Source organism: Paenibacillus sonchi, assembly GCF_016772475.1.
GTDB classification, from domain to species: domain Bacteria; phylum Bacillota; class Bacilli; order Paenibacillales; family Paenibacillaceae; genus Paenibacillus_AQ; species Paenibacillus_AQ sonchi.
Window position 1 is genome coordinate 1,293,737 of record NZ_CP068595.1, and the last position, 26,340, is coordinate 1,320,076.

Below are 26,340 nucleotides of genomic sequence, written 5' to 3' on the forward strand. Positions count from 1 at the left end.
TGTAACGTCAAGTTTATTCTGCACAGATCCCCGAAGCATTTCGCCCAAAAAAAGAAGCAGCCCCCTAAGGAGACTGCACCTCTCTTTTGAACCCTTCACCCAGCACCTCATGCGCCTCCGTGATAATCACAAACGCCCCCGGATCCACAGAACGCACTAATGCTTTCAGCCGGGTGATCTCATTTTGCCCTACTACCACCATAAGCACCGTACGGCTATCGCCGGTATACCCGCCTTGCGCATTCAGCTTGGTCAACCCACGGTCCAAATCGTTCAAGATTGCCTGTGAAATCTCTTCCGTCTGGTCGGAAATAATATACGCCACCTTGGTTGTGCTGAAGCCCACCTCCAGCGCGTTGATCACCTTGCCTGTTACAAACAAGCCGATCAAGGCATACATCGCTTGTTCCATGCCCAGTACAAAAGCAGCCAGCGTAATCACCGTACCATCCAGCAGCACCACAGACAGCGAGAAGCTGAACCCCGTAATCTTCTGAATGATCTGCGCCAAAATGGATAGTCCCCCCGTAGACCCGCGCCCGCGGAATACCAGTCCAAGCCCAAGCCCCACACCAATCCCTCCGTAAATGGAGGCAAGCAGCGGATTCGTGGTTGGAACCGGCCCATCCTTCGTCAGAAAGATAAACAGCGGCAGCACAAAGCTGCCCAGCAGCGAACGGAGGCCATATTGCTTGCCGAGGAATATCACCCCCAGGATAAAGAGCGGAATATTCAGCGCCCACTGGGTGAACGCCGGTTCAGCCCCCAGCCAGGCCTCCGCGAGTACGGACAAGCCGGACACCCCTCCGGAAGCGATTCTGCTCGGCAGGAAAAACAGATTGAAAGCCAGAGCCGTAATCAGCGAGCCCAGCAGAATCAGCAGAATATCCACCGTATGGCGCAAGGGCCCATTGAGTGGAATTAACGGGGGTTTATTGCGTGAATTCATTTTTTGCATGCCGGTTGTTTTCTCCTTAACATTATACTTGAAGCATAGACTTCCTAATCTTCTCAAAAAAATTCCTACACCTCCGAAGACGCGTAGGAATTATCATGATGCCCTTATTCAGCTTCCGTCTTAATCTGGCTGCGCAAATATCCATCGATAAAAGCGTCCAGATCGCCGTCCATCACTGCCCCGACATTTCCGGTTTCCACGGAAGTACGGTGATCCTTTACCATACTATAGGGATGGAATACATAGGAGCGGATCTGGCTGCCCCAGGCAATATCCGATTGCTCTCCTCGGATTTCATCAAGCTGCTGCTGCTGCTCCTGCAGCTTGCGCTCATACAGCTTGGAACGCAGCATCTTCATCGCCTGTTCCCGGTTCTTGATTTGCGACCGCTCATTCTGGCAGGTGACCACCACGCCGGTAGGCAGGTGAGTGATACGCACCGCAGAGTCCGTTGTATTAATATGCTGACCGCCCGCGCCGCTGGCACGGTACGTATCAATCTTCAGGTCCTCCGTACGGATTTCCACCTCGACATCATCCGTAATCTCAGGCACCACATCGCAGGATACGAAGGAAGTATGCCGTCGGCCTGATGCATCAAACGGGGAGATACGCACCAGCCGGTGCACTCCTTTTTCCGCCTTCAGATAGCCATAGACATTGTAGCCTTTGATCAGCAGAGTAACACTCTTGATCCCGGCTTCGTCCCCCGGTAAATAATCCAGGACTTCTACCTTGAAGCCGCGTTTTTCCGCCCAGCGGGTGTACATGCGGAGCAGCATTTGCCCCCAGTCCTGGGACTCCGTTCCGCCAGCCCCGGGATGCAGCTCCAGAATCGCATTGAGCTTGTCATACGGCTGGTTGAGCAGCAGCTGCAGCTCGAATTCATCGACCTTGCCGCCTACGCTGCGGATGGTCTCGGCAACCTCTGCCGCCAGCTCCGCATCGCCTTCCTCATCCGCCAGCTCCACCATCATCGCTGCATCGTCATATTCCTGCTGCAGCTTCTCGTACTGATCCACGGATGATTTCACCGCATTCATCTCGGCAATTACACCTTGCGCTTTTTCGGGATCATCCCAGAACCCGGGTGCTGCCATCTTTTCTTCGAAGTTCGCGATCATTTCCTGCTTGAGATCTAAGTCAAAGAGACCCCCTAAGGTCAGTTAGTTTCTTGCCTATTTCACGCAGGTCCTGCTTAACATTAGCATCGATCATGTGGAGTCACTTCACCTTTCAAAATAAAATGATTGCGCCGGGGCGGCTTATTGGACATTGAACATATATTGATTGGTACGCCTGCACGAGGATGTTCTTCCAACACTCGTTTTCGGTGATGGCCGTAACTGCGGGGAATGTTTGGACTTCCGGCCGCTGTTATGATTGAATTTCCTGATCTAAGCCGCTGGCCGCGGTAGAAATTCAACCATAAAGGCGGACGCGTTCGCTCCTCCAGTTCCAAACTTCCCCTCCGTTACTTCCACCTGAATCCAGGTTTCAAGAACTACATCTTCCGCTTCGCTCAGGAATCAATATAACTCCCAAAGCCCAAAAAAGCGGCCGGGCCGCAAACGGGAGTCCCCGGGCCCAGCCGCTTTTTATTGTCATTATAACCTTCGGACTCTGGAACAAGTCCCAAAGTGCAAAATCCCTAAACTCAACCGGCCTGCTGCGCTCAAGCGTTCTGGCCGTGGCAGTTCTTGTACTTCTTGCCGCTGCCGCAAGGGCAAGGATCGTTGCGGCCAATCGCAGCCTGAACATGTACCGGCTGCTTCTCGGCAGGCTCGCCATTCGTGGTGATTTTGTTCTCTTCCACTACGGATTGACGTTCCTGGTTGGTTTCAATGTGCGCCTTCATAATATAGGTCGCAACTTCTTCCTGAATGGTGGCAGTCATGGCATTGAACATTTCAAAGCCTTCAAATTGATATTCGCGAAGCGGGTCAGTACCGCCATACGCACGCAGGTGAATCCCTTGACGAAGCTGATCCATCGCATCAATATGATCCATCCATTTGCTGTCTACGGAGCGGAGCACGATAACCTTCTCGAATTCACGCACCAGCTCAGAGCCAAGGCGTTCTTCACGGGCTGCGTATTTCTCCAGCACAAGGTTAAAGATGTATTCGATGAGCTCCTCAACTTCCTTGCCCCACAGATCGTCGCGGGTCAACTGGCCTTCCTCCAAAAGCTTGCTGTTCACATAATCAGCAACCTCCTGCAGCTCCCAGTTCTCCGGAATATCGTCACTGCAATGGGCATTAACGATACGGTCAATAACCGGCTTGATCATTTCAACCACAATATCTTTAATATTGTCAGACTCCAGAATCTCGCGGCGCTGCTTGTAGATAATCTCACGCTGCTGATTCATGACGTCATCATATTGAAGGACGACTTTACGGATGTCGAAGTTGTTGCCTTCGACACGTTTTTGGGCGGATTCTACAGCGCGCGTAATCATGCGGCTCTCAATGGGCTGATCCTCTTCAAAACCAAGACGGTCCATCATGTTCAGCACGTTATCTGCACCAAAACGCTTCATCAGTTCGTCGCCGAGCGACAGGTAGAACTGGGTGGAACCCGGGTCGCCTTGACGTCCCGCGCGTCCGCGCAGCTGGTTATCAATCCGGCGCGATTCATGGCGTTCTGTACCAATAATATGCAGACCGCCCAGATCCGTCACACCTTCACCCAATACGATATCCGTACCGCGTCCCGCCATATTCGTAGCAATGGTTACTGTTCCCGGCTGGCCGGCATGCGAGATAATCTCCGCTTCCGCCGCATGATGCTTCGCATTCAGCACCTGGTGTCTGACACCTTTGCGTTTCAGCATCTCGGATACACGTTCCGAATTTTCAATGGATACCGTACCTACCAGTACAGGCTGATTCTTTTTGTGGCGCTCCACAATTTCCTCTACAACCGCGTTAAACTTGCCGTTTTCGCTTTTGTACACAACGTCCGGCATATCCACACGCTGGTTCGGCTTATTGGTTGGCACCTGCAGGACTTCCAGACCATAGATCTTCTTGAACTCTTCTTCTTCGGTCTTCGCGGTACCCGTCATGCCGCCCAGCTTGCGGTACATCCGGAAGTAGTTCTGGAATGTAATCGTGGCCAGGGTCATGCTCTCATTCTGCACCTGAATTTCTTCCTTGGCTTCGATCGCCTGGTGCAATCCATCACTGTAGCGGCGCCCAGCCATCAACCGTCCGGTAAATTCATCGACAATAACAACCTCGTCCTCATTCACTACATAGTCAACGTCGCGGCGCATAATGACGTTCGCCTTGAGCGCTTGAACAATGTGATGATTCAGGGTTACATTGCTGTGATCGTACAGATTTTCAACGCCAAAAGCGCGTTCTGCCGTAGCCACACCCTTTTCAGTCAAAGCTACGGATTTCACCTTAATATCAACCGTATAATCTTCTTCAGCAGTAAGTCTCTTCACGAAACGGTCTGCTGCATAGTACAGCTCCGTGGATTTCTCGGCTTGCCCGGAGATAATAAGAGGAGTCCGCGCTTCATCAATCAGAATAGAGTCAACTTCATCAATAATACAGAAATAGAGCGGACGCTGAACCATTTGCTCCTTATAGAGCACCATGTTGTCGCGCAGGTAGTCAAAACCGAATTCATTATTAGTGCCATACGTAATATCGCAGGCATAAGCTTCTTGTTTATCAGCATGGTCCATGCCGTTCAGGTTCACCCCAACCGTCATGCCCAGGAAGTTATAGATTTGTCCCATCTGCGCGCTGTCGCGCTGAGCCAGATAGTCATTGACCGTTACGACATGCACACCTTTGCCAAGCAATGCGTTCAGGTAGACTGGCAGAGTACCTACCAGCGTCTTGCCTTCACCTGTCTTCATCTCGGAGATCCGGCCTTCATGCAGCGCCATGCCTCCAACCAATTGAACGTCAAAATGCCGCATGCCCAGCGTCCGTTTGGAAGCTTCGCGTACGGTTGCAAATGCCTCGGGAAGAAGTTCTTCCAAGGTTTCGCCCTTCTCAATCCGGGCACGGAATTCAGCAGTCTTGGCTCTCAATTCTTCATCGGAAAGCGATACAAAATCGGGCTCCAACCCATTAATTACATCGACCGTCTTCATCAGACGTTTGACATCACGTTCGTTGGTGTCGCCGAATATTTTTTTTACAAGTCCTAGCATGGTTAACCCCTTTCATGCAACACAGATGGTGGAACCGAGCCCATCCTCACTAAATATTGAAAGGGCCATATAAGATTTCGATTCCGCTGCTTCATAAATTGTAACAGTTTGTAAGACAAGCCGCAATACAAGCAGCTCCAACCTTATTTTTCAAGTGAGCCCTCTTCAGCCAAAGTGCCGCTAAATTGTCATACTCACATCATATATATACGAACAAGAGCCCTATTCGCTTAAGGCGAATAGGGGCTCGGTTAATTTTCTGCGTGAGTTTGAAGCAAACCGCCTATCCCAAGTCCCGGCCGGGCTTCATGCACCAGACCTAGTCTTGTTCAATCAGACCATATTTGCCGTCATTGCGTTTGTAAACAACGCTGACTTCAGAAGTGTCGATGTTGGAAAACACGAAGAAATTATGTCCAACCATGTTCATTTGCAGGATCGCTTCTTCTACGTCCATCGGCTTCAAGGTGAAGCGCTTGTTCCGCACAACCTCCAAATCATCGTAATCCTGTTCCTCCACAGCAACGCTGCTTGGTGCGCCTTCCACAAAGAGTGTTTTCAGGCTTCCTTCCTGGCGGAATTTACGATTAAGCTTGGTCTTGTGCTTGCGGATTTGGCGTTCCAGCTTGTCCACCACGGCATCGATGGATGCGTACATATCGTCGCTGCGGTCTTCCGCACGAAGCGTTACACCTGCCAGCGGGATTGTTACTTCCACCGTATGAAGGCCGCGAACGACGCCAAGCGTCACATATCCTTCTGAGGTAGGGGGTGCATCGAAATACTTCTCAAGTCTGCTGAGCTTCTTATCAACATAATCTCTCAAAGCGTCGGTCACTTCAATTTGTTGACCTCGAATGCTGAATTGCATGGGCACTCCTCCTTTGTTTACATAGCCATTATACCAAATTGTCAGGGCTAAGTAAAAAACAAATCATGACAGCCTTTACATTCACCTAACAAAAGGTGTAACTGTATACCGGAGCAGAAGAAACGGATGTTTCTGCCCGCAAGTAGAAACGGCTACGCCGTCCTTATTAGGACGGTACCCGTTTCAGCGAGAAATAGAAGGATAATTTATAGCGTGAAACATATAAATTCTTATATTTAAAAAAATCCGGAAAGAGCTGCAAGCAGCCCCTTCCGGACATAAGTTCAAGCTATTTAACTTTACTGCCAAAAAGTGTTGGGCTTCAAGTCTTCTCTCCAAGCATAATTAGAAAATTATTTCGTATGAATCCGTATGACTTCAACAGAGGACCATGTAGTGCCATGTCCGCTAACCAAGTAAACCTTGTAGCCGGTAGCCGCTGTAAGGCCGCTTAGTGTATGAGTGTGACCTACACCAGGCTTCGCGGAAATGGTGCCTTTTAATGCAGAGGACAGCAGTGTCCCGGCACTATCCTTGCCTTCTGCCACTTGAGTGGCTGTAGGGGCTGCCGCATTATCCTTCAGCACAACATATCTGACCTCTTGAGCTGTTCCGCCTGCTGTGCCGTATTTGACATACACATCAGCCGTCACAGTACCGATATTCCCTGGCTGTGCCACAACAATGGCATTCGCACCAGCCGGTGCGGTTTTCAACCGGACAGTGGCTACAGAAGACCAGTTGCCGTAGCTGTCTGCAACCGTGACATAAGTAGCGTATTCCGTATCAGCCTTTAGTCCATACACCGTGAAGGACACGGTAGTGCCTGCTGTAGTCGCTTTGGTTCCATGATGAATGCCTGCCGTTCCGGCAGCAATTTGTCCATTCTTCACCTGCTGCGCACTCGGAGCATTTACGTTGATGGCATATGGCGCAACTACGTAATACACAGCACCCGTTACATTAGGCGTCAAGTAGACGTCTGCAGTCACAGAGCCAACATGTCCATACGCAGCGTTGGTTACTGTCGGTGTAGTGACACCGCCACCGCCGCCGCCGCCGGAACCGCCACCAGATCCTCCACCCGGAGCCTTGGTTGGTGCCGGTGTTGGGCTAGTTGTCGGAGCCGGTGAAGTTGTTGGCTTAGGAGTAGGAGTTGGAGCTGGGGTTACCCCAGGAGTCGCAGGCTTTTGAGCCACCGAATTACTGATAATGCCAACGGCCTCTGCCCGCGTTAATGCCCTCTTGGGACCGAAAGTCCCATCCGGATAACCTTTGATGACTTTCTTGTCGGCGGCTGCCGCAATAGCCCCACGGCTCCAGGCCGCAAACTGGCTGCTGTCCTTAAACTTGGCTGTAGACGCCTTAGTGTTCAGCTTCAAAATCTTGGCCGCAATAACAGCAGCCTCTTGCCGTGTAAGCGAAGCGTTGGGACGGAAGGTATTGTTCTCATACCCGCCGATGTATCCGGCTTTTACCGCTTTGGCAACTTCACTGTAATACCAGTTCGATTTCTTGAGGTCCTTGAAGCTGATTGTTGCCGTATCGGTATAACCGAACAGGCGGTTAACCAAAGCCACATACTCTGCACGTGTAATGGCTTTATTGGGTTTGACCGTACCGTCCTGGTACCCTCCCAGATAACCTTTATTCAGCCAGTCCTGCAATTGCTTTTGTGCCCAGTGCCCTTGAATATCCTTGGGTACCGGCGCGGCTGATACACTGCCGAGTGAACCTAACAGCATGCTGATCCCCAGCAGTCCGGTCACAAGACCACGCCACTTCTTTTTCATTTTGCTGTTCATCCTCCTAGAGTAAAGTGTATTGTGCGTCGAGGCAAGACAAAAAGCTCAACGTATTCTTTTACCCGGATAATGTGAAAAAGTTGCGATTCATGAAAAAAATTATAAAAATACAAAAAATAAACAATGAATCTTCCTAAAGATCAGACAATTCCCATAAAACATATACCTCTTAATCCAGTTTGTTCCATTGCCGATATATATCTATAGGGTTACAGAATCTGTACTCTCTTCTTATTCGTCCAAAAATATTCAGGAGGTATAACCTTATGAGAATTACGCCTCAAATCCCGTACCAGACCCTTACTAACAGTACTCCGCGGCTTGATACAGCAGCCCAAAAATCCGGTGCTCAGTGGCACAAAGCCGATTCGTCCGGTGTCATTACCTATGACCAGGTCGAAATCAGTGAAACAGGCCGGCAGCTGGCAGCTGATGCCATTCAGTCACATCCAGCAAAATATTATGGAACAGCAGAAATCAACGAAGCTCTGACCCACGCCCTGGAAGGAGAGCCGGCAGAAGTTGTTGATGCTGTATACGGCATTATAGAATCCAACTTTATCGTAGATGGAAACGTAAATGACGAGGAGAAACGGAAAGCACTGCTCGAAATGGGACTTTCACAGTCCAAATATATTGCAAAAAATTATATGGAAGGTGAGCAGGCGGACAAGTTCCTAAAGACAATGAATACAATTGCAGCTGTCGCTTCTACCCGGTCTACCGATCCGGTAACAGGTGACATCAGTTATAAATTGCCGTCAAGCCGTCCGGTAGGTGCTCCCGAGGATTATATAAATCCTTCCGAATTAATGAAACAAACTGACCCGGAAACGTACAGCCGATTTAAGAACGACATTTCCCTCGGAGGCAATGGACTGGATATACTTCTTGATTTCGTGAAAAAGGTTCCCCAGCATCCGGAGTGGACAGATACATTCAAGGAACAAACTGCGCAGAATGATCAACTACTAAACAATACACATATTCAGAACCGGTTCGACACTGCAGACACCAGCTCTGCTGCGGCATTTTTGGAGAGCATGCAAAGTATTTTGGCTGATTCATCTCTGAAGGATGATGCTTATCTTCAAAATATGCATGGATTCTATAAAACCCTCGGCATCGTTAAATCATGAGATGGGAGAAACGACAAGCGGAAAATTAAATACATCCTTGCCAAAAGTCTTATTCAGCCACCCCTGCAACTGTTGTCTCTGCGCCCAGTGTCCCTGAATATCCTTGGGCACCGGGGTGCAGAGACACTGTCCACAGACCCGAACAGCATGCTCGCCTCCAGTATTCCTGTCATTATTCCACGCTATTTCTTTGTCATTCTGTTCTTATTCTTCCTGAGTGTTTGATGGGCATAGGCATGCTGCATCACTCCAGAGCACCTATCCCCTTCAAAAGCCATACGACTAAGCAAAAAGAAAGTACGCCGAGGCAAAATAGAACGCCCAACGTTTCATTACCCAAATATTAGGACTTTTTAACGTTTTCCCGTAAAATAATTTTACACAATGACTAATTTTAGTTTAAATTGGCCACATTTGAGTTGACTTTTTGTAAAAAAGCCATAAAAAAGACCCTGGAGAAAATCTCCAGGATCTATGCTAGCGTTGTCTCAATTGCTAACCATCTACCATATATGTAGGTCGGCTGCGCCGGATGATTATAATTTGATGACGTTAGCTGCTTGTGGTCCGCGTGCACCTTCAACGATGTCGAACTCTACGGATTGGCCTTCATCCAATGTTTTGAAACCATCAGTTTGAATCGCGGAGAAGTGTACGAATACGTCGCCACCGTCGGCAGTTTCGATGAAACCATAACCTTTTTCTGCGTTAAACCATTTTACTTTACCTTCCATTGATTAAACATTCCCTTCGTCATCAGATGAACGTGAGTCTTGCTCACAACTCGACTATACCACCGCTGCTTCTCCATTGTCAATTGGAAAAGAAAATGTTTACTTTCAATAAATTACCACCTAAATATTAACTTATTTTTTTCAACATTATTCTACAAAAGACCTTATCAAAAGACCGTGTGGGTTGTCGTTTAAGAGTGTTTAACCAGAAGGATTGCTTATGAAACATAAAAATATTAATCCATAGAATTTCAATCAAATAATTTTAATCTTTCAATAGAAGGAGCGTAATCGAAGCCTTTTGCATATAAATATTGCTGCTTTGCTTTATCTGTATCACCAATCACCTCGTAATATACACCTAAATTATGGTGGGCAGCGAAGCTACCTGTCCCTATGACACTTCCCTCTTGTTCCGTTTCACCAATCTCAAGCGCCCTTAAGTAAAAACGTTCGATATACGGAATCAGATCACTATATTGATCAGGATCGCTAAGGATGAGCTCCAGAAGAAAAAGAGCAGAGACAAAATAAAAATCCGCAGACTCACTGAGAAAATCCTGCTCCGCTTCAACTATGGCCAGTCCCTCATCCAAATGACCTGAAGCAATGATCGCATACAAAAAATTAACGATAAGACTCGGAGCATATCCTTCTTTATGGGTGATTTTACTATATGCCTGTTTCAATGAAGCATACGTTTTATCATGTTCGTCTATTCCACGATATTCCTTGGCAATTTGATAGTAGTAATATGGGTCTTGAGGATTCTCCTCAATTACCTGTAAGAGTATTGGAATATTTCTGTCTGACTTCTTTTTTTCAAAGTAACCATCATGCTGAATCTCTACATCCACTCTCACTCTGGGCAGGTCAGATACTATCTGTTCATGAATTTTCCCGGAATATCGGCAACTGGATGGGAAAAGACGTGAGATGTAGCTTTGCTCAAAGCTCACTCCATCTTTCGACATAAATTTATCTATTCTTTTTATTTGGCCTATGGCAGGAGAATGAGTAATAAAGCTATAAATTTCATCTGCACAGTCGTTAGAAATGTATTCATCAGCGTCCAGTACCAGGCTCCACTCGCTGGTCGTCTGCTCCAAAGCAAAATTGCGGGCAGCCGCGAAGTCGTTGGTCCACTCGTATTCGAATATCTTGGCATGATAGTCAGAAGCTATTTGTTTGGTATTGTCTGTGGATCCCGTATCTACAATAATAATTTCGTCCACAAGAGTAAAGACGCTGTCCAGACAGCGTCTTAAGGTTTGTTCTTCGTTTTTTACGATCATGACTAGGGATATATTCATTTATCCTCCTCAAGAGATATTATTAAGTTACGAGTAGGCACTATAATTTCTACCATATGACTAATGATTCAAATGATTTATTCTCTTTGAAACAAACACTCTTTAATAGAGGCGAAAACTTTTTCACCTGACGTTCCGTCGGCATTTGCATATACATTAGCCGCAATATTAATACGATTCTTAGCCAAAGGGTCATACCCGGTAGGGAATTTTTTTACCAGTTCATACCACGGTTCAGATCGATCGAAAGCATAATAGAAAACATCAGGAGGAAGGAGTGAGCCTTTTGGCTCCTTCTCATCCCAAAACAACACTTTTTTCCCTGTTAGTAAGTATGAGCGAAGCAATGAGCCATCAGAAGATATCAATACGTCGGCTACCTTTAGAGCAGGTATATAATCTTCAGCTTCATCCAGAATAACCCCGCTGTAAAGTTTATCTTTTCCCTTTATATATTTTTCAGTTAAATTCACATAATAATCCAAAAGATAGGGGGCATATTTCATTATAGAAATTTTTGTGAGTGGATGAGGACGCCAAATAACAACACTTTGATCGTCAATCTTAGGAATACTTAAAAAGTCTACCAATCTTTCCAACGCCTCAAAAGGTATACCTGCGAAAAACATACAACCAGTATTGATTAGGTATACTGTTTTGCCTTCTACCCTTTCGGCCCACCCATTAGGCAATGGAATGTCCTTCCCCATAGCATTAACTATAGCATCCAACTTTGGTGAACCAAGAACAAGGAGCTTCTCAGATGGAATTCCATCATGAATAGCTGCCTTTTTTAGATAGTCCCCAACCAATACAATCTTGTCTACATTTTCCACCGTCGGAATGTCATAAGCCAAGCTATGCGTATCTGCTTTTGGTGCAACAAATGACGAAATATGATAAGGAACATAAACAAGCATCTCTGTATAATTCCTTAGATTCGAAGTGAAGAACTGCTCATGCACACGTGTAAGAGTATTATACTCATCATAAATATTGTGTAAAAACACGATATCCGGTTGTTCTTCCTCCAAAATATAGTCATTGTAATGTGTTATTGGGATATCCGTGGGAAAGAGTTCACCTTCATAAGTAGGTATAGCCTCGTCTTTTGACAACTTATAATATGGAATAGGAACAACATGAGCCACACAATCCTCATCTTTTGCAGCAGTTTTATAAATAGTCTCCAAACTATCCCACATAGAAGCTTTATAGGGGAAAAACACAACATTCAGCTTGACTTGAATTTCTTCTTCAAAAGATATTTTAAGAGCCGATAGCTGTTTGTCTATGGGGATAATTGAGCTTTTTTCTATATATGCTAAACCTTTAAGAGCTGTAAAAGAGGAATGAATACTCTGAAGCAGATCTATAGTTTTTTTAGGAGTAGGATTCTCTTGAGATACTTGAAATAAAATAGCTTCTGTTGCTGCCAGACAATCAGAGACTGCATTAGAAGGATTACTTAATTTGGCCAATAGCTCCTGCATCTGTGAAATGGTATCAATTAACTTTGAAATTCTTTTTTTCTGTTCAAAAACAAAATGATCCCACCTTAAATGTTTTTTGCTATATAGCATACAAAACAGTTTCAATCGTATAGTTACTATAATGCCTGATATAAAATTTATAATCAGGAATCAAGCTTTGCAGATAAAGAGGAATTTCTATAATATCCTCTGGTTTATGATAGATACAAATCGCCAACCTCGGGCGATATTTTAAAATAGTATCTTTTGCTCCTTTTAAAGCTTCAAGTTCAGCACCTTCAATATCCATTTTTATAAATGAAGCCCTTTGACCATTTAAAACACTATCCAAACTAACCACATTAACATTACTGGTTCCATCCATTTCGATAGACGAACCACCACTTCCATCAGCATTAAAGTGAAGAGTTGTGTTTTCACTCCATAAACCGGCATTAATCATCTCAACGTTTTTAACGCCTTTTTCAAGAATAACTTCTTTACATTTTTTGTAGTTTAATGGATCAGGTTCAAATGCATAAATTTTTTCATAGCTATTATTAGACCATTTTTTAAATACGAGCGAGTTGCCGAAATCAAAACATCCGGCATCTACAAAAACCTCATTTTCATTTGGTGCTACTATAGATTCTTCAAAATACTGCTTTTCATTTAAAAAATGTGTCAAGGAGTACGGATCACTATTGAAAAAGAGAATATTTTCTTTACTGAAGCCTAATTCGATTAGTTCACTATATATTTCATTGTTGTATTGTAAAGTAGCAATTACAACAATGTCATCTTTATGATTTGTTATTAATTGCTCTGGAGATATTACGGGGAGACCACAATAGTTCTCCTTTTGTTTGATTGGGTTTTTATCACAAAAAAACTCCATTTAATGCCAATTGATAAAATGGAGTGCAGATATTTGCCCCATCCTCCTGCTCCATAAATGATAAGGTTTTTCTGTTTGAAGACATGCTCCTGGCATTTAGTTGCCAATTCGATATGTGGATGAATATTTAAAGATGAAAAATCAGGAATTATTGATATAAGTTCCTTAATATACTTCCAATCTGATGTTAGATTAAAGAGCAATCTTAATGCAAACAGTTTTTTAGATTCTTTGTCCATTAGACTTTCATAAATTTTATTAGCATTTGGAAAGACCATTTTCAATACGTTTTCATTTATCATTAGAATCTCAACCACCTATCGTCACTTTATATTACTGACATCTACGATTATTCTACTAGTGATCTTTAGCTATCACACATTGGATAGGAAATCTTAGAGATTGTTTTAGGTCTTTTTTATTTCTCTTTGGAATACTCTAGTTCTCTAAGTCTGATACGTAACATTGCATTTTCTTTCTTCACTTCGTTCAATTCATCATTAGCCCCTGAAATATTTAATAAAGATGACAGAGTTGTTTTCTTGATAACCGAATACCCCTCTCCCCCAGTTCACTTGTAAAATCGTGAGTACATACATGCGGCTCCGGTTTCAAAGATGTTGGGGTCGTTATATCACAAACCATAACATCTGGGGAAAAAACAGTAATGGGATAATCAATAAGATTGTTCACTTCACTTTTCGGGACTTCATATCTCTCTACAGTGTCTTTAATCTTATTCCTCAGAAAATCCAAAGAATACTTAAATCGATCTGCATTTTTGTATGTTTCTAAGATTTCACTCATAGCCTCATTTTCGGAAATACCACCAAATACCCAATCAGAGTAGGTTTCTTCGTCCAATAGGGCGAAGAAGGCCCTGCAGTAACGAACATAATTAAAGGGTCTATCAATAATAATTCGTCTATCTAAATAGATACCTCCTTCTTTCAAAATAAACTTCAAAGCAAAATATCCATTCAAAAAATCAAAATCATTATTCTCATAAGCTTCTTTCAAAATCTCCAGTTCGTTTATATCACAATTTTTTTCATTTAAAATAGTTATAGTACAACTATCATAAAATGCATTCTCCTTACAACTCCTAATAAATCCGTCAGATAATTCCACTCCGATACCTCCTATAAAAATATTACGGGGTATTGGCACATTGGAGATTTCGGCAAACTTCTCTAATCTTCTATAAAGATACTCATCACTTTTCAGAATTTTGTTATCTTTTAGTTCTACCCATATATCTTTTAATTGCTCAATGAATCTATCGGTAAAAATCCATCTTTTTCTAAAATCGCTGTTAATATGACGAGCAACGTAAGCAGCAACATATTCTTTGTACTCTGGATTACACTTATCAAGTGCATATTGTCTTGCTTGAATTGTATCTAAATTTCGCAATGTAAATACATTGTTACTATCAGAACCAAATCTTTTCATATAATAGTAAACAGGATATTCAATGTATCCAATTTTTCTAGCATAAGAATGTAAGACAAGTGAATATCCCAAATCTTCTAAACTGACATTTTCCGGCATTCTTCCGACTTTATTTAGTAATCTCTTGTGAATTATTTTATTCCATAAGTACACTTGACCATTCAAAATAAGTGTCTCGGTTGAAATTGGTTCTTTTAATTGTCCGTATAAAACCCTTTTATCCCCATTCACGTGAAACGCAGGAGCGCAAACAATGTCATAATCTTTTTCCTTAGCTTTACAATAAAGCAATTCCATAGAATGGACATCCATTACATCGTCAGCGTCACAAAATCCAATATAATCAGCCCGTGCTTTCTCGATTGCAAAGTTTCTTGGTGCGCCAGCACCATGTACATGCGGAATTGTGTAAATAATAACCTTCCCAGGGAATTTTTTCTTATAATCTTCTAAAATAGCTAACGATTCATCAACAGATCCATCATCAACAGCTATGATTTCAATGTTGTCTAACGACTGACTTACAAGCGAATCTAAACATATTCTCAAATATTTTTCAGAGTTATATACTGGCACAACGATAGTAACCAAAGGTTTTTCTCCATAATATAAAGATCCCTCCTTCATCACTGCCCCCTTAAAAAAATATTTTCACAAAAAAATATAATAAATAACTTTAAGAGCTTCTACCTTCATAATAGTTACAAATATCAAAAACAGTTTGGTTGAATTTATTTATCAGTAACATAACATCATTAGATGAATAATCTATACCCTCTATATCATTTAAAGAGTTCACCCATTTAACTGGGGGTACATTAAATAAAACTTTGTCAATCTCCTGCTTAGTAGTAACATAAGGAAACCCCGCAGATTTCAATTGTTTCACAATTTCCGTTGGAATTCGGGTTGCTACAATTATAAGTGTGTTATCTTTCTCTTTTTCAAGTTCTTCAGGAGAGATACAGGTTATATTATCAAAGAGATATCCCCACTTCCCAGGGTTATTATCAGAAAATGAATCTACTGTAATGAGCTTACTTCGTAGCTCTTCGTAGAGTCGAATTCCGTATTCCCCCGCACAAAAAATGCTTATTTTCCTCGTCTGCCCATTGGTGAGCTCCTTTATGAACCCCTTCAGATACAAAAGTTTTTCCGTAAGATCATCAGGAATACTAGAACTTTGAAATTTGTGATTAGCAAATTGATAGGCTTTGGTCATATTGCCTCCTTTAAAAAAACAAAACATCTTATGATAAAAATTATATGCACTTCCGTACATAGATACTAATTCTTCTTCTGTTAGTGCATTTATAAATCCAACCCGCAACTGACTCTGCTCAGATTTATAATAATCCAAATTACTTGAAGTATGTGTCCCCTGTTCTTTGTGCAGTCGGATTAATATAAGCGGTTCATTAATATAAAGTGTTCTCTGATATCGCATCATTCGAAACCAAAGATCATAATCCTGTGTAGTTTTTAAACTTTCCTCAAAAATCCCAACTCGTTCAAAATGACTTTTGTGTATAAGAAGACTACAGCCATGAATTACCCCTTGTAGCACAGGAAAAACCGAATTCTCCATTTGCTCCATTGGGTACATTTCACTTTGAAAAACATGTGTAATCTCCTGGTTGTTAGCATTTAGTAAATCATAATCACTGTGGACAATGGCCGTTAGATCACCATGTTCCTGCAACGCCTGCATTTGCCTTTTAATCTTATTTGGATAATACATATCATCGTGGGATAGCCAAGAAAAGTACATCCCCTTCATCTTTTGAATGGCCACATTAAGTGCAGTGGCAACCCCACCATTTTCTTTAACATAATAACGAATTTTCTCACCATATGATAAAGCAATTTCCTCAGTTACTCCATTATCACACGAGCCATCATTCACTACTATTATCTCTATGTTTGGGTACGTTTGTGCAAGAGCACTATCAATTGCTTCTCTTAGATAATTTCCCCCGTTATATACAGGGATAATAATTGAAACCAATGGTTCACTCATAAAAATCCTCCTTCCCATCACTTCATTTAAAAATCTTACTTAAAGGTGGCAGGTAGAAAAGCCCCCTATCAATCTCTTGTTTAGTAGTTAGGTAAGGAAAATCGAGTTTTTTTAATTGTTCAACAATTATTTCAGGAGCTCGATTTGCCACGATTACTAAGGTATTATCTTTCTCCCCTTTGAGTTGTTCGGGAGGTATACAAGGAACTCCACCATAGCCTTCCGCCCATCTCTGAGAGTTATTGTCCGAAAACCAATCTATTTGAATACGCTTATTCTTTAACTCTTGGTATAACTCAATTCCATATTCACCCACACAGAAAATGCACGTTTTAGTAGCTTTCCCATGAGAAATATTAGATATATAATTTTTAAAATTTGTTACACTCTCCTCAATATCGTGAGGAATAGTAGAATCATTATATTTATTCATTGCGTAAAGATACGCTTCTTCCATCAATTGTTTTCCGAAAAATTTACTCATTCTATAAAAAAAGTTATTTGCACTACCATACATAGACTCCATTTCATCTTCGGTTAATGAATCTAAGAATCTAATATGCAGTTGACATTGTTCAAATTGATGGGAAATCACTGTTTTACTTCCCTGTGTATTGTGAATTCTGGCTATTAGTAATGGTTCATTAATATAAAGTGTTCTCTGATATCGCATCATTCGAAACCAAAGATCATAATCCTGTGTAGTTTTTAAACTTTCCTCAAAAATCCCAACTCGTTCAAAATGACTTTTGTGTATAAGAAGACTACAGCCATGAATTACCCCTTGTAGCACAGGAAAAACCGAATTCTCCATTTGCTCCATTGGGTACATTTTACTTTGAAAAACATGTGTAATCTCCTGGTTGTTAGCATTTAGTAAATCATAATCACTGTGGACAATGGCCGTTAGATCACCATGTTCCTGCAACGCCTGCATTTGCCTTTTAATCTTATTTGGATAATACATATCATCGTGGGATAGCCAAGAAAAGTACATCCCCTTCATCTTTTGAATGGCCACATTAAGTGCAGTGGCAACCCCACCATTTTCTTTAACATAATAACGAATTTTCTCACCATATGATAAAGCAATTTCCTCAGTTACTCCATTATCACACGAACCATCATTCACTACTATTATCTCTATGTTTGGGTACGTTTGTGCAAGAGCACTATCAATTGCTTCTCTTAGATAATTTCCCCCGTTATATACAGGGATAATAATTGAAACCAATGGTTCACTCATAAAAATCCTCCATTTGGTTAATCACTTTATCGATTTAAAATTTCTTCATAGAGAGAGACATGTCTATTCAAGTAATCCTCATATCGATACAACTTGTTCGCAAGTTCCTTCCCTTTTTCCCCCGCCATTTACATTCATCAGGGCTGTGCATAAGACGGCACACCTCGAATTTTAACGCATCAGCATTTTTATAAGGAACCGCAATCCCACATTCAGGTGCATGGGTTATCTCCACTAACACTGTATTATCAAATACAATCACTGGACATCCTGCTGCCATAGCTTCAACAGCCATTAATCCAAAGGATTCAGCAAGTGAGGGCATAAGGAAAACATCAGAAGCAGCATAAAAATCACATAACAGCTCTTGATCATTCTCCCAGCCCAGTTCAATAACTTGAAACTTTCCAATCAAATAAGCAGGTAAAGGTTCATGCCCAAGAGTCAGTATTGTCACTGGTAAACTCCCATCCAGTTCGTCCAACATTTCAATTATAAACTTAAGTCCTTTAACTTCATTTGGCTCCGCCCGAAACGATATTACAAAGTTACTCTCAGGGATGCTCCAACTGCTTCTGACTTCCCATTTATCCGATAACTGAAATTGTTCTACTTTAATACCAAATGGAATTTTGTGTACTCTATTAAAATGAGATGTTAACGGACTCTCAGTTATATATTTCTCCATAAAATCAGAAGCAACTACAATATCAACTTTAAGGTTTTGATAGACATCTTTTTTTATATTCCACATTTGTGAGGCTTTATCAACCTGCATAGGAAAAGTGGGATCCTCAACCTTGGGGCAATTATGACAACCATTCATCCACCCTGAACATTCACACGGATGAATGCAGTGTCCAGTAATTATCCATGGATCATGAACGGTCCAAACCGATGGTTTATTGCTAGTAAGTTGAGGAAAATCAAGAATTGATAAAAAATGATTGTGAATTAAATGGTAGTGAGCAATGTCTGCCTTTTGAAATATAGAATGCTCACTTAACAGTTTTCCGAATGGATAAATCAAACTATTCATACTTAACAGATATTCAAGATTTTTCAAACGACTCCTAACAAACAATTCACTATTACTTAGTAATGGTATAGTCGTCGACTCTTTCCCTGATTTTTCCAGAACTATTTGATATGCATTATGACCTTGTTCGTTCAGTGATACTTGCAAATCATGGCCATTGAATCTTCGCCCTACTAGATCACAATTATTAATTTGAAGTATATTCATAAAATTCCTCCAACTAAAGGAAACAACATCCGGAATCCCAAAATTTACCTACTTCCCCCAAACCTTCTTATCAATAATTCTGGTATAACTCTGTATAATACGAATTACAGTTGAGGAAACTTTCATTTCAGAATAGTCGGGAACTATCGAGCCAAAATCATCATCTTCCCCCATCCCAACAGCAATCTCTACAGATTGCAGCAATTGCTCCTTCGTAATCCCTCCAATAACAAAGCAACCTTTATCGAGTGCTTCAGGTCGTTCTGTAGAGGTTCTAATACTAACTGCGGGAAAATTGCACATAGCACTTTCCTCAGGCAAAGTTCCACTATCAGAAACAACACAAAATGCATTTTGTTGTAGTGAACTATAATCCGTAAAGGAAAATGGAGCAAGCTTCTGAACAAGAGGATGAAATTGAAACTCTCGTTGTTCTATTAACCGTGCACTGCGCGGATGCATGGAGTAAATCACTGTCATCTGGTACTTCTCTGCTAAGGCATTTACAGCGTTCATTAAGCTAAAAAAATTCTCTTCGATATCCACGTTCTCTTCCCGATGAGCAGAGAGTAAGATATACTTGCCCTTCTCAAGCGATAGTTTTTCTAAAATCCTACTACTTTCTATCTCAGCTCTGTGAGCAAAAATCACTTCAGCCAGTGGTGAACCTGTAACATAAATATGTTCTTTGCGTACTCCTTCTGCCAACAAATAACGTCTAGCATGCTCAGTATATGGAAGACTGATATCTGCAATATGATCCACAATACGACGGTTAGTTTCTTCCGGGAGGTTCTCGTCAAAGCAGCGATTGCCTGCTTCCATATGGAAGATTGGGACTTTCAGCCTTTTCGCAGAAATTGCCGAAAGCGCAGAATTAGTATCACCAAGGATTAATAAGGCATCAGGTTTAATATCTCTCATTAACTCATATGACTTGGAAATGATACTTCCCATAGTCTGCCCTAAATGCTCACCTACCACATTGAGGTAGTAATCGGGAGTACGAAGTTTCAGGTCAGTATAGAATATTTCATTCAAATGATAATCATAATTTTGACCCGTATGCACAAATACATGTTCGAAATATTGATCAGCTTTTTTGATGATTTCAGACAAACGTATCATTTCTGGTCGTGTCCCTACAATCGTCATTAGTTTTAATTTATTCAATCAATATCCCCCACTTAAAAATAATGTGGATAGAGCTCTTTATGAGCATCAATCCACTCCTTTGTTCCTTTGATCATTTGTTCATATGATGGTACCCTGAAATTGAAATCCGTTCTAGTATTTATTAAAGACTTATCAACTTGTAGTGAATCACTTTCAATAATATCAATCTGTTCCTTCTTTAAATATCGGTTAAAAAGCTGCAATAGCTTATACTTACTAATAGTCTCATTGTTAACAAGATGATAAAGCCCACTCAAATTATGCACCAATGCATGTTCAATAGCTTGTGCTAAAGTTATAGTTGAAACCCCTGTCCAAATAGCTGAAGCAAATCCATTCACAGGATCTTTTTGTTTTAGAAACCAATTTAACAGCCCAGTGCCATTCTCTTTGATATCCGGTCCAATGATAGATGTTCTAATTGTAAGGTTTTTAGAATCGTTGATTTCTCCTAAGGATTTAGATCTACCATAGAACGAATCCGAATCCTTGAAGCTATCCTCAAGGTACCCTCCAATTCTGCCGGAGAATACACAGTCTGTGCTTAAATGAACAAACTTTGTTTTTGTTTCTTTCAAGATATCTGCTACAAAATGCGGAAGATAGCTGTTCAGAAAAATGCCATTAGAAAGATGCTCATCGACCTCTTTATTCAATACACCTATACAGTTAATCACCGCATCAAATAAATCGCTGCTAATCACAGCCTTCAAAGTTTCCTTATTTAAAGCATCACCTAAAAGAGTATCACAGTAGGAAAGGTTATTTTTGGCAAACCCTATAACTTCATGCCCTTTTTCAAGTAAAGATATGGTAGCAATATGACCTGCCATCCCACCGGCACCAAGCACTAAAATCCTCATATTCTCAGCTCACTTTGAACGTAATCGAGTTGTAATAACTTCTCTTTTACCTGCGCTACATTTAAAACGGTGGTATTATTAGAATTAAACTCTGTAAGAGGCGATTTCTCCGTCTTTCCAACTTCAAAATATTGAGCATAATTTAAATCACGATTATCTGCAGGAACTTGATAGTAATTCCCCAAGTCTCTTGCATGCAGACATTCCTCTTGTGTAAGCAAGGTTTCATATGTCTTTTCTCCATGCCTAATCCCAATATATTGAATTTCAGCATTGGAGTTGAAGATTTCCTTTAAAGCTTGTGCTAGAACACCAATTGTTGAGGCCGGGGCTTTTTGCACCATTATATCCCCCGGTTGTGCATTCTCAAAAGCAAACAAAACCAGTTCTACTGCTTCTTCTAAACTCATGATGAATCGTGTCATATTAGGATCAGTGATAGTAAGCGGCTTATTCTGTTTAATCTGCTCTATAAATAAAGGAATGACTGAACCTCTTGAACCCATAACGTTTCCGTATCTTGTTCCACTTATCACTGTTCTATCAGTAGTGCGTGATTTAGCAACAAATACTCGCTCCATCATAGATTTACTTATTCCCATAGCGTTTATTGGATACGCGGCTTTATCCGTAGACAAGCAAATTACTTTTTTAACCCCTTCTGCTATTGCTGCTGTAAGGACATTTTCTGCGCCAATCACGTTAGTTTTGACAGCCTCCATTGGAAAAAATTCGCATGATGGCACTTGTTTTAGAGCTGCTGCGTTAAATACGTAGTCAACGCCATACATCGCATTTTGAACACTGTGCAAATCACGAACATCTCCAATATAAAATTTAAGTTTATTGCTTTTATATTTACGTCTCATATCATCCTGTTTCTTCTCATCTCTGGAGAAAATACGAATTTCTTTAATGCCTGTATCTAAAAAACGTTTCAATACTGCATTGCCAAAAGACCCTGTTCCACCAGTAATCATTAAAGTCTTATCTTTAAACAAATGCACACGCTCCTTCTTCAAAAATCACTTTTCAATTTCATTCATAAATTAATATTTCATAGTAAGTGTTTTTTCATTATTCAAAAACGACTCAATAATCCCTGTGATCACAATAGACTCTTTAGGGGTCAATTTAAACCCTTTCTTCTCATTGCCATAAATCATCGAAATAAAATCACTTAATTCATATCGTAATCCTTCAGCCGCAAACTTCGAGAAGAACTTTTCATTATGTTCAGGTTGTTCATGCCTCACTTCGAAATACTGTGTTTTCCACCAAGGTGCTTCCACGTATATATAGCCCTGGGTCCCAGAAATCAGCAATTGCCCCTCTGATTTAACCCCTAACCCTATCTTGGCGGTAGAAACTGCATTCTCATAATTCAGGTAAATCTTTGTGTACAAATCAACGTTGTTACCATCAACAAAGGTTTCAAATCTTACATTCTTATAATCAGTGCCTAATAGCTTCACTATAGCCATGAGGGGATAGCTTGCAAGTTCAGTAACACTGCCGCCATTTTCTTCTCTACTTAATTCCCGGAGATCTCCGGATACCAGCTTGGTAAAGCTAGCCTCCACATCCCGGATGCGGCCAATCCTGCCGCTTTTTGCAATAGCCAAAAGCTTGAGAAAGCCTGGAGCGTAAGCCGTTTTAATTGCTTCTAACAAGACAAGATCTTTATCTTTAGCCAAATGATAGAGCTCTTCAGCCTGGGCAGTCTGCAGGACCATCGGTTTCTCACATAAGACATGCTTTCCCTGTTCCAGTGCTTTTCGAATATACTCATAATGTGTGTTGTGCGGAGAAGCAATATATACAGCATCAACCTTATCGAAAAATGTATCAAGATCATCCGTATAAAATTTCAACTCGAACTGTTCTGCATACTTTCTAGCACTCTCTATTCGAGGATTGTAAACCCCTTCAAGATTGGTTCCACTTACATATTTAACTTCTGGTGCAAAACGCACAGCAATCCTTCCACTCCCAATGACACCGAGCCTGATAATACTATAATTCTGCTGTCTAATCATGGTGCTGGAGATCCCCTTGGTGCGCTCTAAATAAACAACTTCACAATATTGCTGCAAGAAATCAAATTTTCCATACCAATCCGAACCGACAGTGAAAATATCCACTCCATATTTTTGAATATCCTCAACCTTTTGCCCTTCATGATCCTCTATTACAATCTCATCAGCAAAGCCTGTTTGTTTGATATTTTCAATTCTCTCCATAAGAGAATTTATAACATTCATCTTCCCCCGATATTCGTCATATTGCTGAGTTGTTACTCCAACAATAAGATAGTCCCCAAGCTCTTTGGCACGTTGCAATAATCTATAGTGACCCTCATGAAACAAATCAAAAGATCCATAGGTAATTACTTTCTTCATTCGTCACACTCCAATCTCTGAATTACTCATCATCAGGCTGCAGAAGCCGATAATGTGTAGAAGCATGTCCTTGACGCTGTTCCAATGGAGGAAATTCAAGATATTTCCCAAACTTAAAAGTCAAATAGCCATCGTAATCCTTTGCAGCCGGAAAGTAATGACCTTCAAATTCTATATCCGCTAATTCAACATACCATTTTTTGTAATAACCATAGTATCCATTATTCGGAGTAGGAAAGGTTAAGATTCGGACAAGCTGCGTAGGTTTCTTATTACTCTGCCGCATTAATTTATCATACAGCGAAAATACGAAGTCTCTCGAGAAAAGTGAAAGGCCTCGGTATATACCACGCATCATTAGCTTTGAGTCCGATTTCGCTCCAACTTCAGACCACAGCATTTTTCGAATTACAGTACATGCAAGATTATGAATTCGACGAACAATAAGATTATCTGGCACATTATCTAATGGAAATATATCAATAAAAACTCCCGTTCTATAAGGCATATGTTCTTGTCCTTTTCTTACAAACTCTGTTCCAACACGTCGGATCTTGCCGTAACCCCAGCGATACCCGGGTGTGTTGGCATGAGTTTGCAAGTAAAAGCGTGTCTGGTCCAATTCCTCCTCACAAGCTTTACAAAACTTTTCATACTCAGGACGGAGCATAGCTACATCAGCATCATCATCCCAAGGAATATACCCTTTATGACGCACTGCTCCTAGTGTGGTGCCCGCTATGATACAATATCGTATGTCACGCTTCTTACAGATGCGATCGACTTCCAGAAGCATTTCAAGCTGTATCAGTTGCATCTGCCTTAGATCTTCAGGAGGCATTGCTCTATACTCCATCACCATAGTTTTACCTCCCCTTCTATTTAGACATCATATTATCATCCAGACCTTATTTTCGATTATCGTTTCATTATATAAATTCGACATAAAAATACAAAACCCTCATATTTATGATTAATCGCTACATTTTTTTTAATTTTCTTATCTATATTATCGGTCTTTTTGTGTTGAACATTAAGACCATGCATATTTAGTAATGTAGTAATTGCTTCCATTTACCCAAGTAACAAAATCACCCTAACAGGTGAATAAGGTTGCTTACTTGGAATTGAGTCTACTCCTCTGAAGTAAATGAGTACACACAGTAGAATAGAAAAAAATAACCAAGTCAGGCACATGCCTGGCGGGTTATTTTATATATGCTCTAAACTCAAATCCCTCCCGGATGAACTGGACTCCTGCTATCTTGAATAGAGTCTGGGGATATCCTACTATGCTACCTTAATCCATTATACGCCCTTCTGGGTCGTCCTTCAGTCGGAACCAGACGCATCCCTTAGACTGTAACAGGACTACGACGAGGAACACTGTATCACTCCCCAGGACTTTGTATATAATACTCAAATAATTCACTCCTCAAAATTAAAAACCCCACCATTGCTGGTAGGGTATAGTGCTCGTTACTGGAACAACGTGTAAATACTATTTCGCAGAATATTCGTCTACGCTGAAGGTAAGGATCTTATCAAAAATCACATAGTCTTTTCTGCTGGTAAATGGTCCTTTGTTATTGTCGTGCTTATCAATGGCATACGATGCCTTCCCTGTACCGGCTTGCTTATTCTCATACCAGTTGATAAAGGAATTCACTTCATCCATGCTCAGGTCAAATTCTTTTTCAAGGCCGGTGTTCATCGTTACGACCAAGATCGCTCGGTCACCTGTTGGCTGCTCTGGAGTCGGAGACGGGGTTACAGTTGGTGTTGGTGTTGGTGTTGGTGTTGGTGTTGGTGTTGGTGTTGGTGTTGGTGTTGGTGTTGGTGTTGGTGTTGGTGTCGCTGTTGGCTCAATAGTTGGTTCTGGTGTAGCAGTAGGTTCTACCGTTGCAGTTGCTGTTGGTTCTATTGTTGGTGTAACATCCGGTGTTACGGTTGGTGATGGCTCTGGAATCGCACTGTATAAATTCACCTCAGCAACATGATATGTAGTACTCCCCTGCTGGAATAACTCAAATTTTTTAACGCCTTCAATTGGACTAGGTAGGTAATGAATTTGATCATCACCTACATTAGGGCTCAAATTAATTTGAGAAATCAATGAACCGGAACTGTTATAAAATTTAATATATACTGGCCCCGCATCATAATTAGTTACATGAACTTTATAACCTCTTACCGTTAGAGCATTTTGAAATACGTAGGCAAGTACGTCTACAACACTTGAATCTGATCTTTGAGTGACCATGTCAAACACAGTTGTATTGTCATTATCGGTCACTTTTGTGGTGTTTCCAAGTATATTAGAAATGCTAGAACCAGTTAACATCGTTACTCCATCCAATAACCCTACAGGTTGTTCTGCTGCTTTTGTTGCTCCTGGTATAAGCACAAACAAAAGCGTACATAAAACCAAGAACCCTGCTATCTTCTTCTTCAATTCGTCCACTCCTTTAATATACATGCATCAAGCTTACACTAAATAAAGGCGAACAAACAGTCTGTTTCTCGACAGAAATTTACAATACACTTAAGGGTTGTTGA

The 26,340-nt window shown here is 41.4% G+C and carries 22 protein-coding genes and 1 pseudogene; 2 read left to right on the forward strand and 21 right to left on the reverse strand.

What is annotated here, in order from left to right; translation table 11 throughout:
- Positions 1 to 64: 64 nt before the first annotated feature.
- The 5 genes from JI735_RS06015 to JI735_RS06035 all read right to left on the reverse strand — a co-directional run bounded on the left by JI735_RS06015 (position 65) and on the right by JI735_RS06035 (position 7,805).
- Entirely contained in the window at positions 65 to 958 is an 894-nt protein-coding gene (locus JI735_RS06015; protein WP_039834813.1) for a YitT family protein, read from the reverse strand.
- 104 nt (positions 959 to 1,062) lie between these two features.
- Positions 1,063 to 2,176, reverse strand: a protein-coding gene (prfB, locus tag JI735_RS06020; RefSeq protein ID WP_099091760.1) for a peptide chain release factor 2 whose coding sequence is annotated in 2 segments (ribosomal slippage) — positions 1,063 to 2,103 and positions 2,105 to 2,176 — 1,113 coding nt in all. Because the reading frame shifts where the segments join, the coding sequence is not laid out codon by codon here.
- Positions 2,177 to 2,633: 457 nt separating this feature from the next.
- Positions 2,634 to 5,141: a preprotein translocase subunit SecA gene (gene secA, locus JI735_RS06025; protein WP_039832700.1), complete on the reverse strand. Its 2,508-nt coding sequence runs from the start codon at positions 5,139 to 5,141 to the stop codon at positions 2,634 to 2,636.
- A 319-nt stretch (positions 5,142 to 5,460) separates the two neighbouring features.
- Positions 5,461 to 6,012, reverse strand: a complete 552-nt coding sequence (gene hpf, locus JI735_RS06030) for a ribosome hibernation-promoting factor, HPF/YfiA family (protein ID WP_020431975.1) — start codon at positions 6,010 to 6,012, stop codon at positions 5,461 to 5,463.
- A gap of 353 nt (positions 6,013 to 6,365) precedes the next feature.
- Positions 6,366 to 7,805, reverse strand: a complete 1,440-nt coding sequence (locus tag JI735_RS06035) for an S-layer homology domain-containing protein (protein ID WP_202677175.1) — start codon at positions 7,803 to 7,805, stop codon at positions 6,366 to 6,368.
- 278 nt (positions 7,806 to 8,083) lie between these two features.
- On the opposite strand from JI735_RS06035, the gene JI735_RS06040 reads away from it, so the two are divergent.
- Both JI735_RS06040 and JI735_RS06045 read left to right on the forward strand, forming a co-directional pair.
- The gene (locus tag JI735_RS06040; protein ID WP_039833023.1) at positions 8,084 to 8,956 is read left to right on the forward strand and encodes a hypothetical protein; all 873 of its coding nucleotides are present in this window, start codon (positions 8,084 to 8,086) and stop codon (positions 8,954 to 8,956) included.
- Positions 8,957 to 9,043: 87 nt separating this feature from the next.
- Positions 9,044 to 9,181, forward strand: coding sequence for a hypothetical protein (locus tag JI735_RS06045; RefSeq protein WP_202677176.1), 138 nt, complete (start codon positions 9,044 to 9,046; stop codon positions 9,179 to 9,181).
- Between the two features lie 311 nt (positions 9,182 to 9,492).
- On the opposite strand, the gene JI735_RS06050 is transcribed toward JI735_RS06045, so the two are convergent.
- The 16 genes and pseudogenes from JI735_RS06050 to JI735_RS35375 form a co-directional block, all read right to left on the reverse strand.
- Positions 9,493 to 9,690 (reverse strand): cold shock domain-containing protein, encoded by a 198-nt coding sequence (locus JI735_RS06050; protein ID WP_019915069.1) that lies wholly within the window; start codon positions 9,688 to 9,690, stop codon positions 9,493 to 9,495.
- A gap of 251 nt (positions 9,691 to 9,941) precedes the next feature.
- Positions 9,942 to 11,003, reverse strand: a complete 1,062-nt coding sequence (locus JI735_RS06055) for a tetratricopeptide repeat-containing glycosyltransferase family 2 protein (RefSeq protein WP_051051503.1) — start codon at positions 11,001 to 11,003, stop codon at positions 9,942 to 9,944.
- Between the two features lie 77 nt (positions 11,004 to 11,080).
- Complete coding sequence (locus tag JI735_RS06060; RefSeq protein ID WP_233476272.1) at positions 11,081 to 12,601, reverse strand: hypothetical protein; 1,521 nt, start codon at positions 12,599 to 12,601, stop codon at positions 11,081 to 11,083.
- The gene (locus JI735_RS06065) at positions 12,576 to 13,373 is read right to left on the reverse strand and encodes an FkbM family methyltransferase (protein WP_202677178.1); all 798 of its coding nucleotides are present in this window, start codon (positions 13,371 to 13,373) and stop codon (positions 12,576 to 12,578) included. Before JI735_RS06065 ends, JI735_RS06060 begins: the two co-directional genes overlap by 26 nt.
- A complete protein-coding gene (locus tag JI735_RS06070; protein ID WP_202677180.1) occupies positions 13,310 to 13,675 on the reverse strand; it encodes a hypothetical protein in 366 nt (121 codons plus the stop codon). The genes JI735_RS06065 and JI735_RS06070 overlap by 64 nt, the downstream gene beginning before the upstream one ends.
- 214 nt (positions 13,676 to 13,889) lie before the next feature.
- Positions 13,890 to 15,455 (reverse strand): glycosyltransferase family 2 protein, encoded by a 1,566-nt coding sequence (locus tag JI735_RS06075; RefSeq protein WP_202677181.1) that lies wholly within the window; start codon positions 15,453 to 15,455, stop codon positions 13,890 to 13,892.
- Positions 15,456 to 15,504: 49 nt separating this feature from the next.
- Positions 15,505 to 16,848, reverse strand: coding sequence for a glycosyltransferase (locus tag JI735_RS06080; RefSeq protein ID WP_202677182.1), 1,344 nt, complete (start codon positions 16,846 to 16,848; stop codon positions 15,505 to 15,507).
- A gap of 22 nt (positions 16,849 to 16,870) precedes the next feature.
- Positions 16,871 to 18,094 carry a glycosyltransferase gene (locus JI735_RS06085; protein ID WP_202677184.1) on the reverse strand — a complete coding sequence of 408 codons (1,224 nt, stop codon included), beginning with the start codon at positions 18,092 to 18,094 and terminating at the stop codon, positions 16,871 to 16,873.
- 67 nt (positions 18,095 to 18,161) lie between these two features.
- The gene (locus JI735_RS06090) at positions 18,162 to 19,340 is read right to left on the reverse strand and encodes a glycosyltransferase (RefSeq protein WP_202677186.1); all 1,179 of its coding nucleotides are present in this window, start codon (positions 19,338 to 19,340) and stop codon (positions 18,162 to 18,164) included.
- Positions 19,341 to 19,388: 48 nt separating this feature from the next.
- Positions 19,389 to 20,513 carry a non-hydrolyzing UDP-N-acetylglucosamine 2-epimerase gene (wecB, locus tag JI735_RS06095; RefSeq protein WP_039832474.1) on the reverse strand — a complete coding sequence of 375 codons (1,125 nt, stop codon included), beginning with the start codon at positions 20,511 to 20,513 and terminating at the stop codon, positions 19,389 to 19,391.
- 14 nt (positions 20,514 to 20,527) lie between these two features.
- Complete coding sequence (locus JI735_RS06100; RefSeq protein ID WP_039832473.1) at positions 20,528 to 21,379, reverse strand: SDR family oxidoreductase; 852 nt, start codon at positions 21,377 to 21,379, stop codon at positions 20,528 to 20,530.
- Positions 21,376 to 22,380: a polysaccharide biosynthesis protein gene (locus JI735_RS06105; protein ID WP_039832472.1), complete on the reverse strand. Its 1,005-nt coding sequence runs from the start codon at positions 22,378 to 22,380 to the stop codon at positions 21,376 to 21,378. The genes JI735_RS06100 and JI735_RS06105 overlap by 4 nt, the downstream gene beginning before the upstream one ends.
- Positions 22,381 to 22,428: 48 nt before the next feature.
- Complete coding sequence (locus JI735_RS06110; protein ID WP_411830113.1) at positions 22,429 to 23,418, reverse strand: Gfo/Idh/MocA family protein; 990 nt, start codon at positions 23,416 to 23,418, stop codon at positions 22,429 to 22,431.
- Positions 23,407 to 23,781: pseudogene (locus JI735_RS37715) on the reverse strand (adenylyltransferase/cytidyltransferase family protein); the annotation flags it as partial. The pseudogene JI735_RS37715 and the gene JI735_RS06110, both read right to left, overlap by 12 nt.
- A 22-nt stretch (positions 23,782 to 23,803) precedes the next feature.
- The gene (locus JI735_RS06115) at positions 23,804 to 24,643 is read right to left on the reverse strand and encodes a LicD family protein (RefSeq protein WP_202677187.1); all 840 of its coding nucleotides are present in this window, start codon (positions 24,641 to 24,643) and stop codon (positions 23,804 to 23,806) included.
- A gap of 639 nt (positions 24,644 to 25,282) precedes the next feature.
- Entirely contained in the window at positions 25,283 to 26,236 is a 954-nt protein-coding gene (locus JI735_RS35375) for a hypothetical protein (RefSeq protein WP_233476273.1), read from the reverse strand.
- Positions 26,237 to 26,340 lie beyond the last annotated feature (104 nt).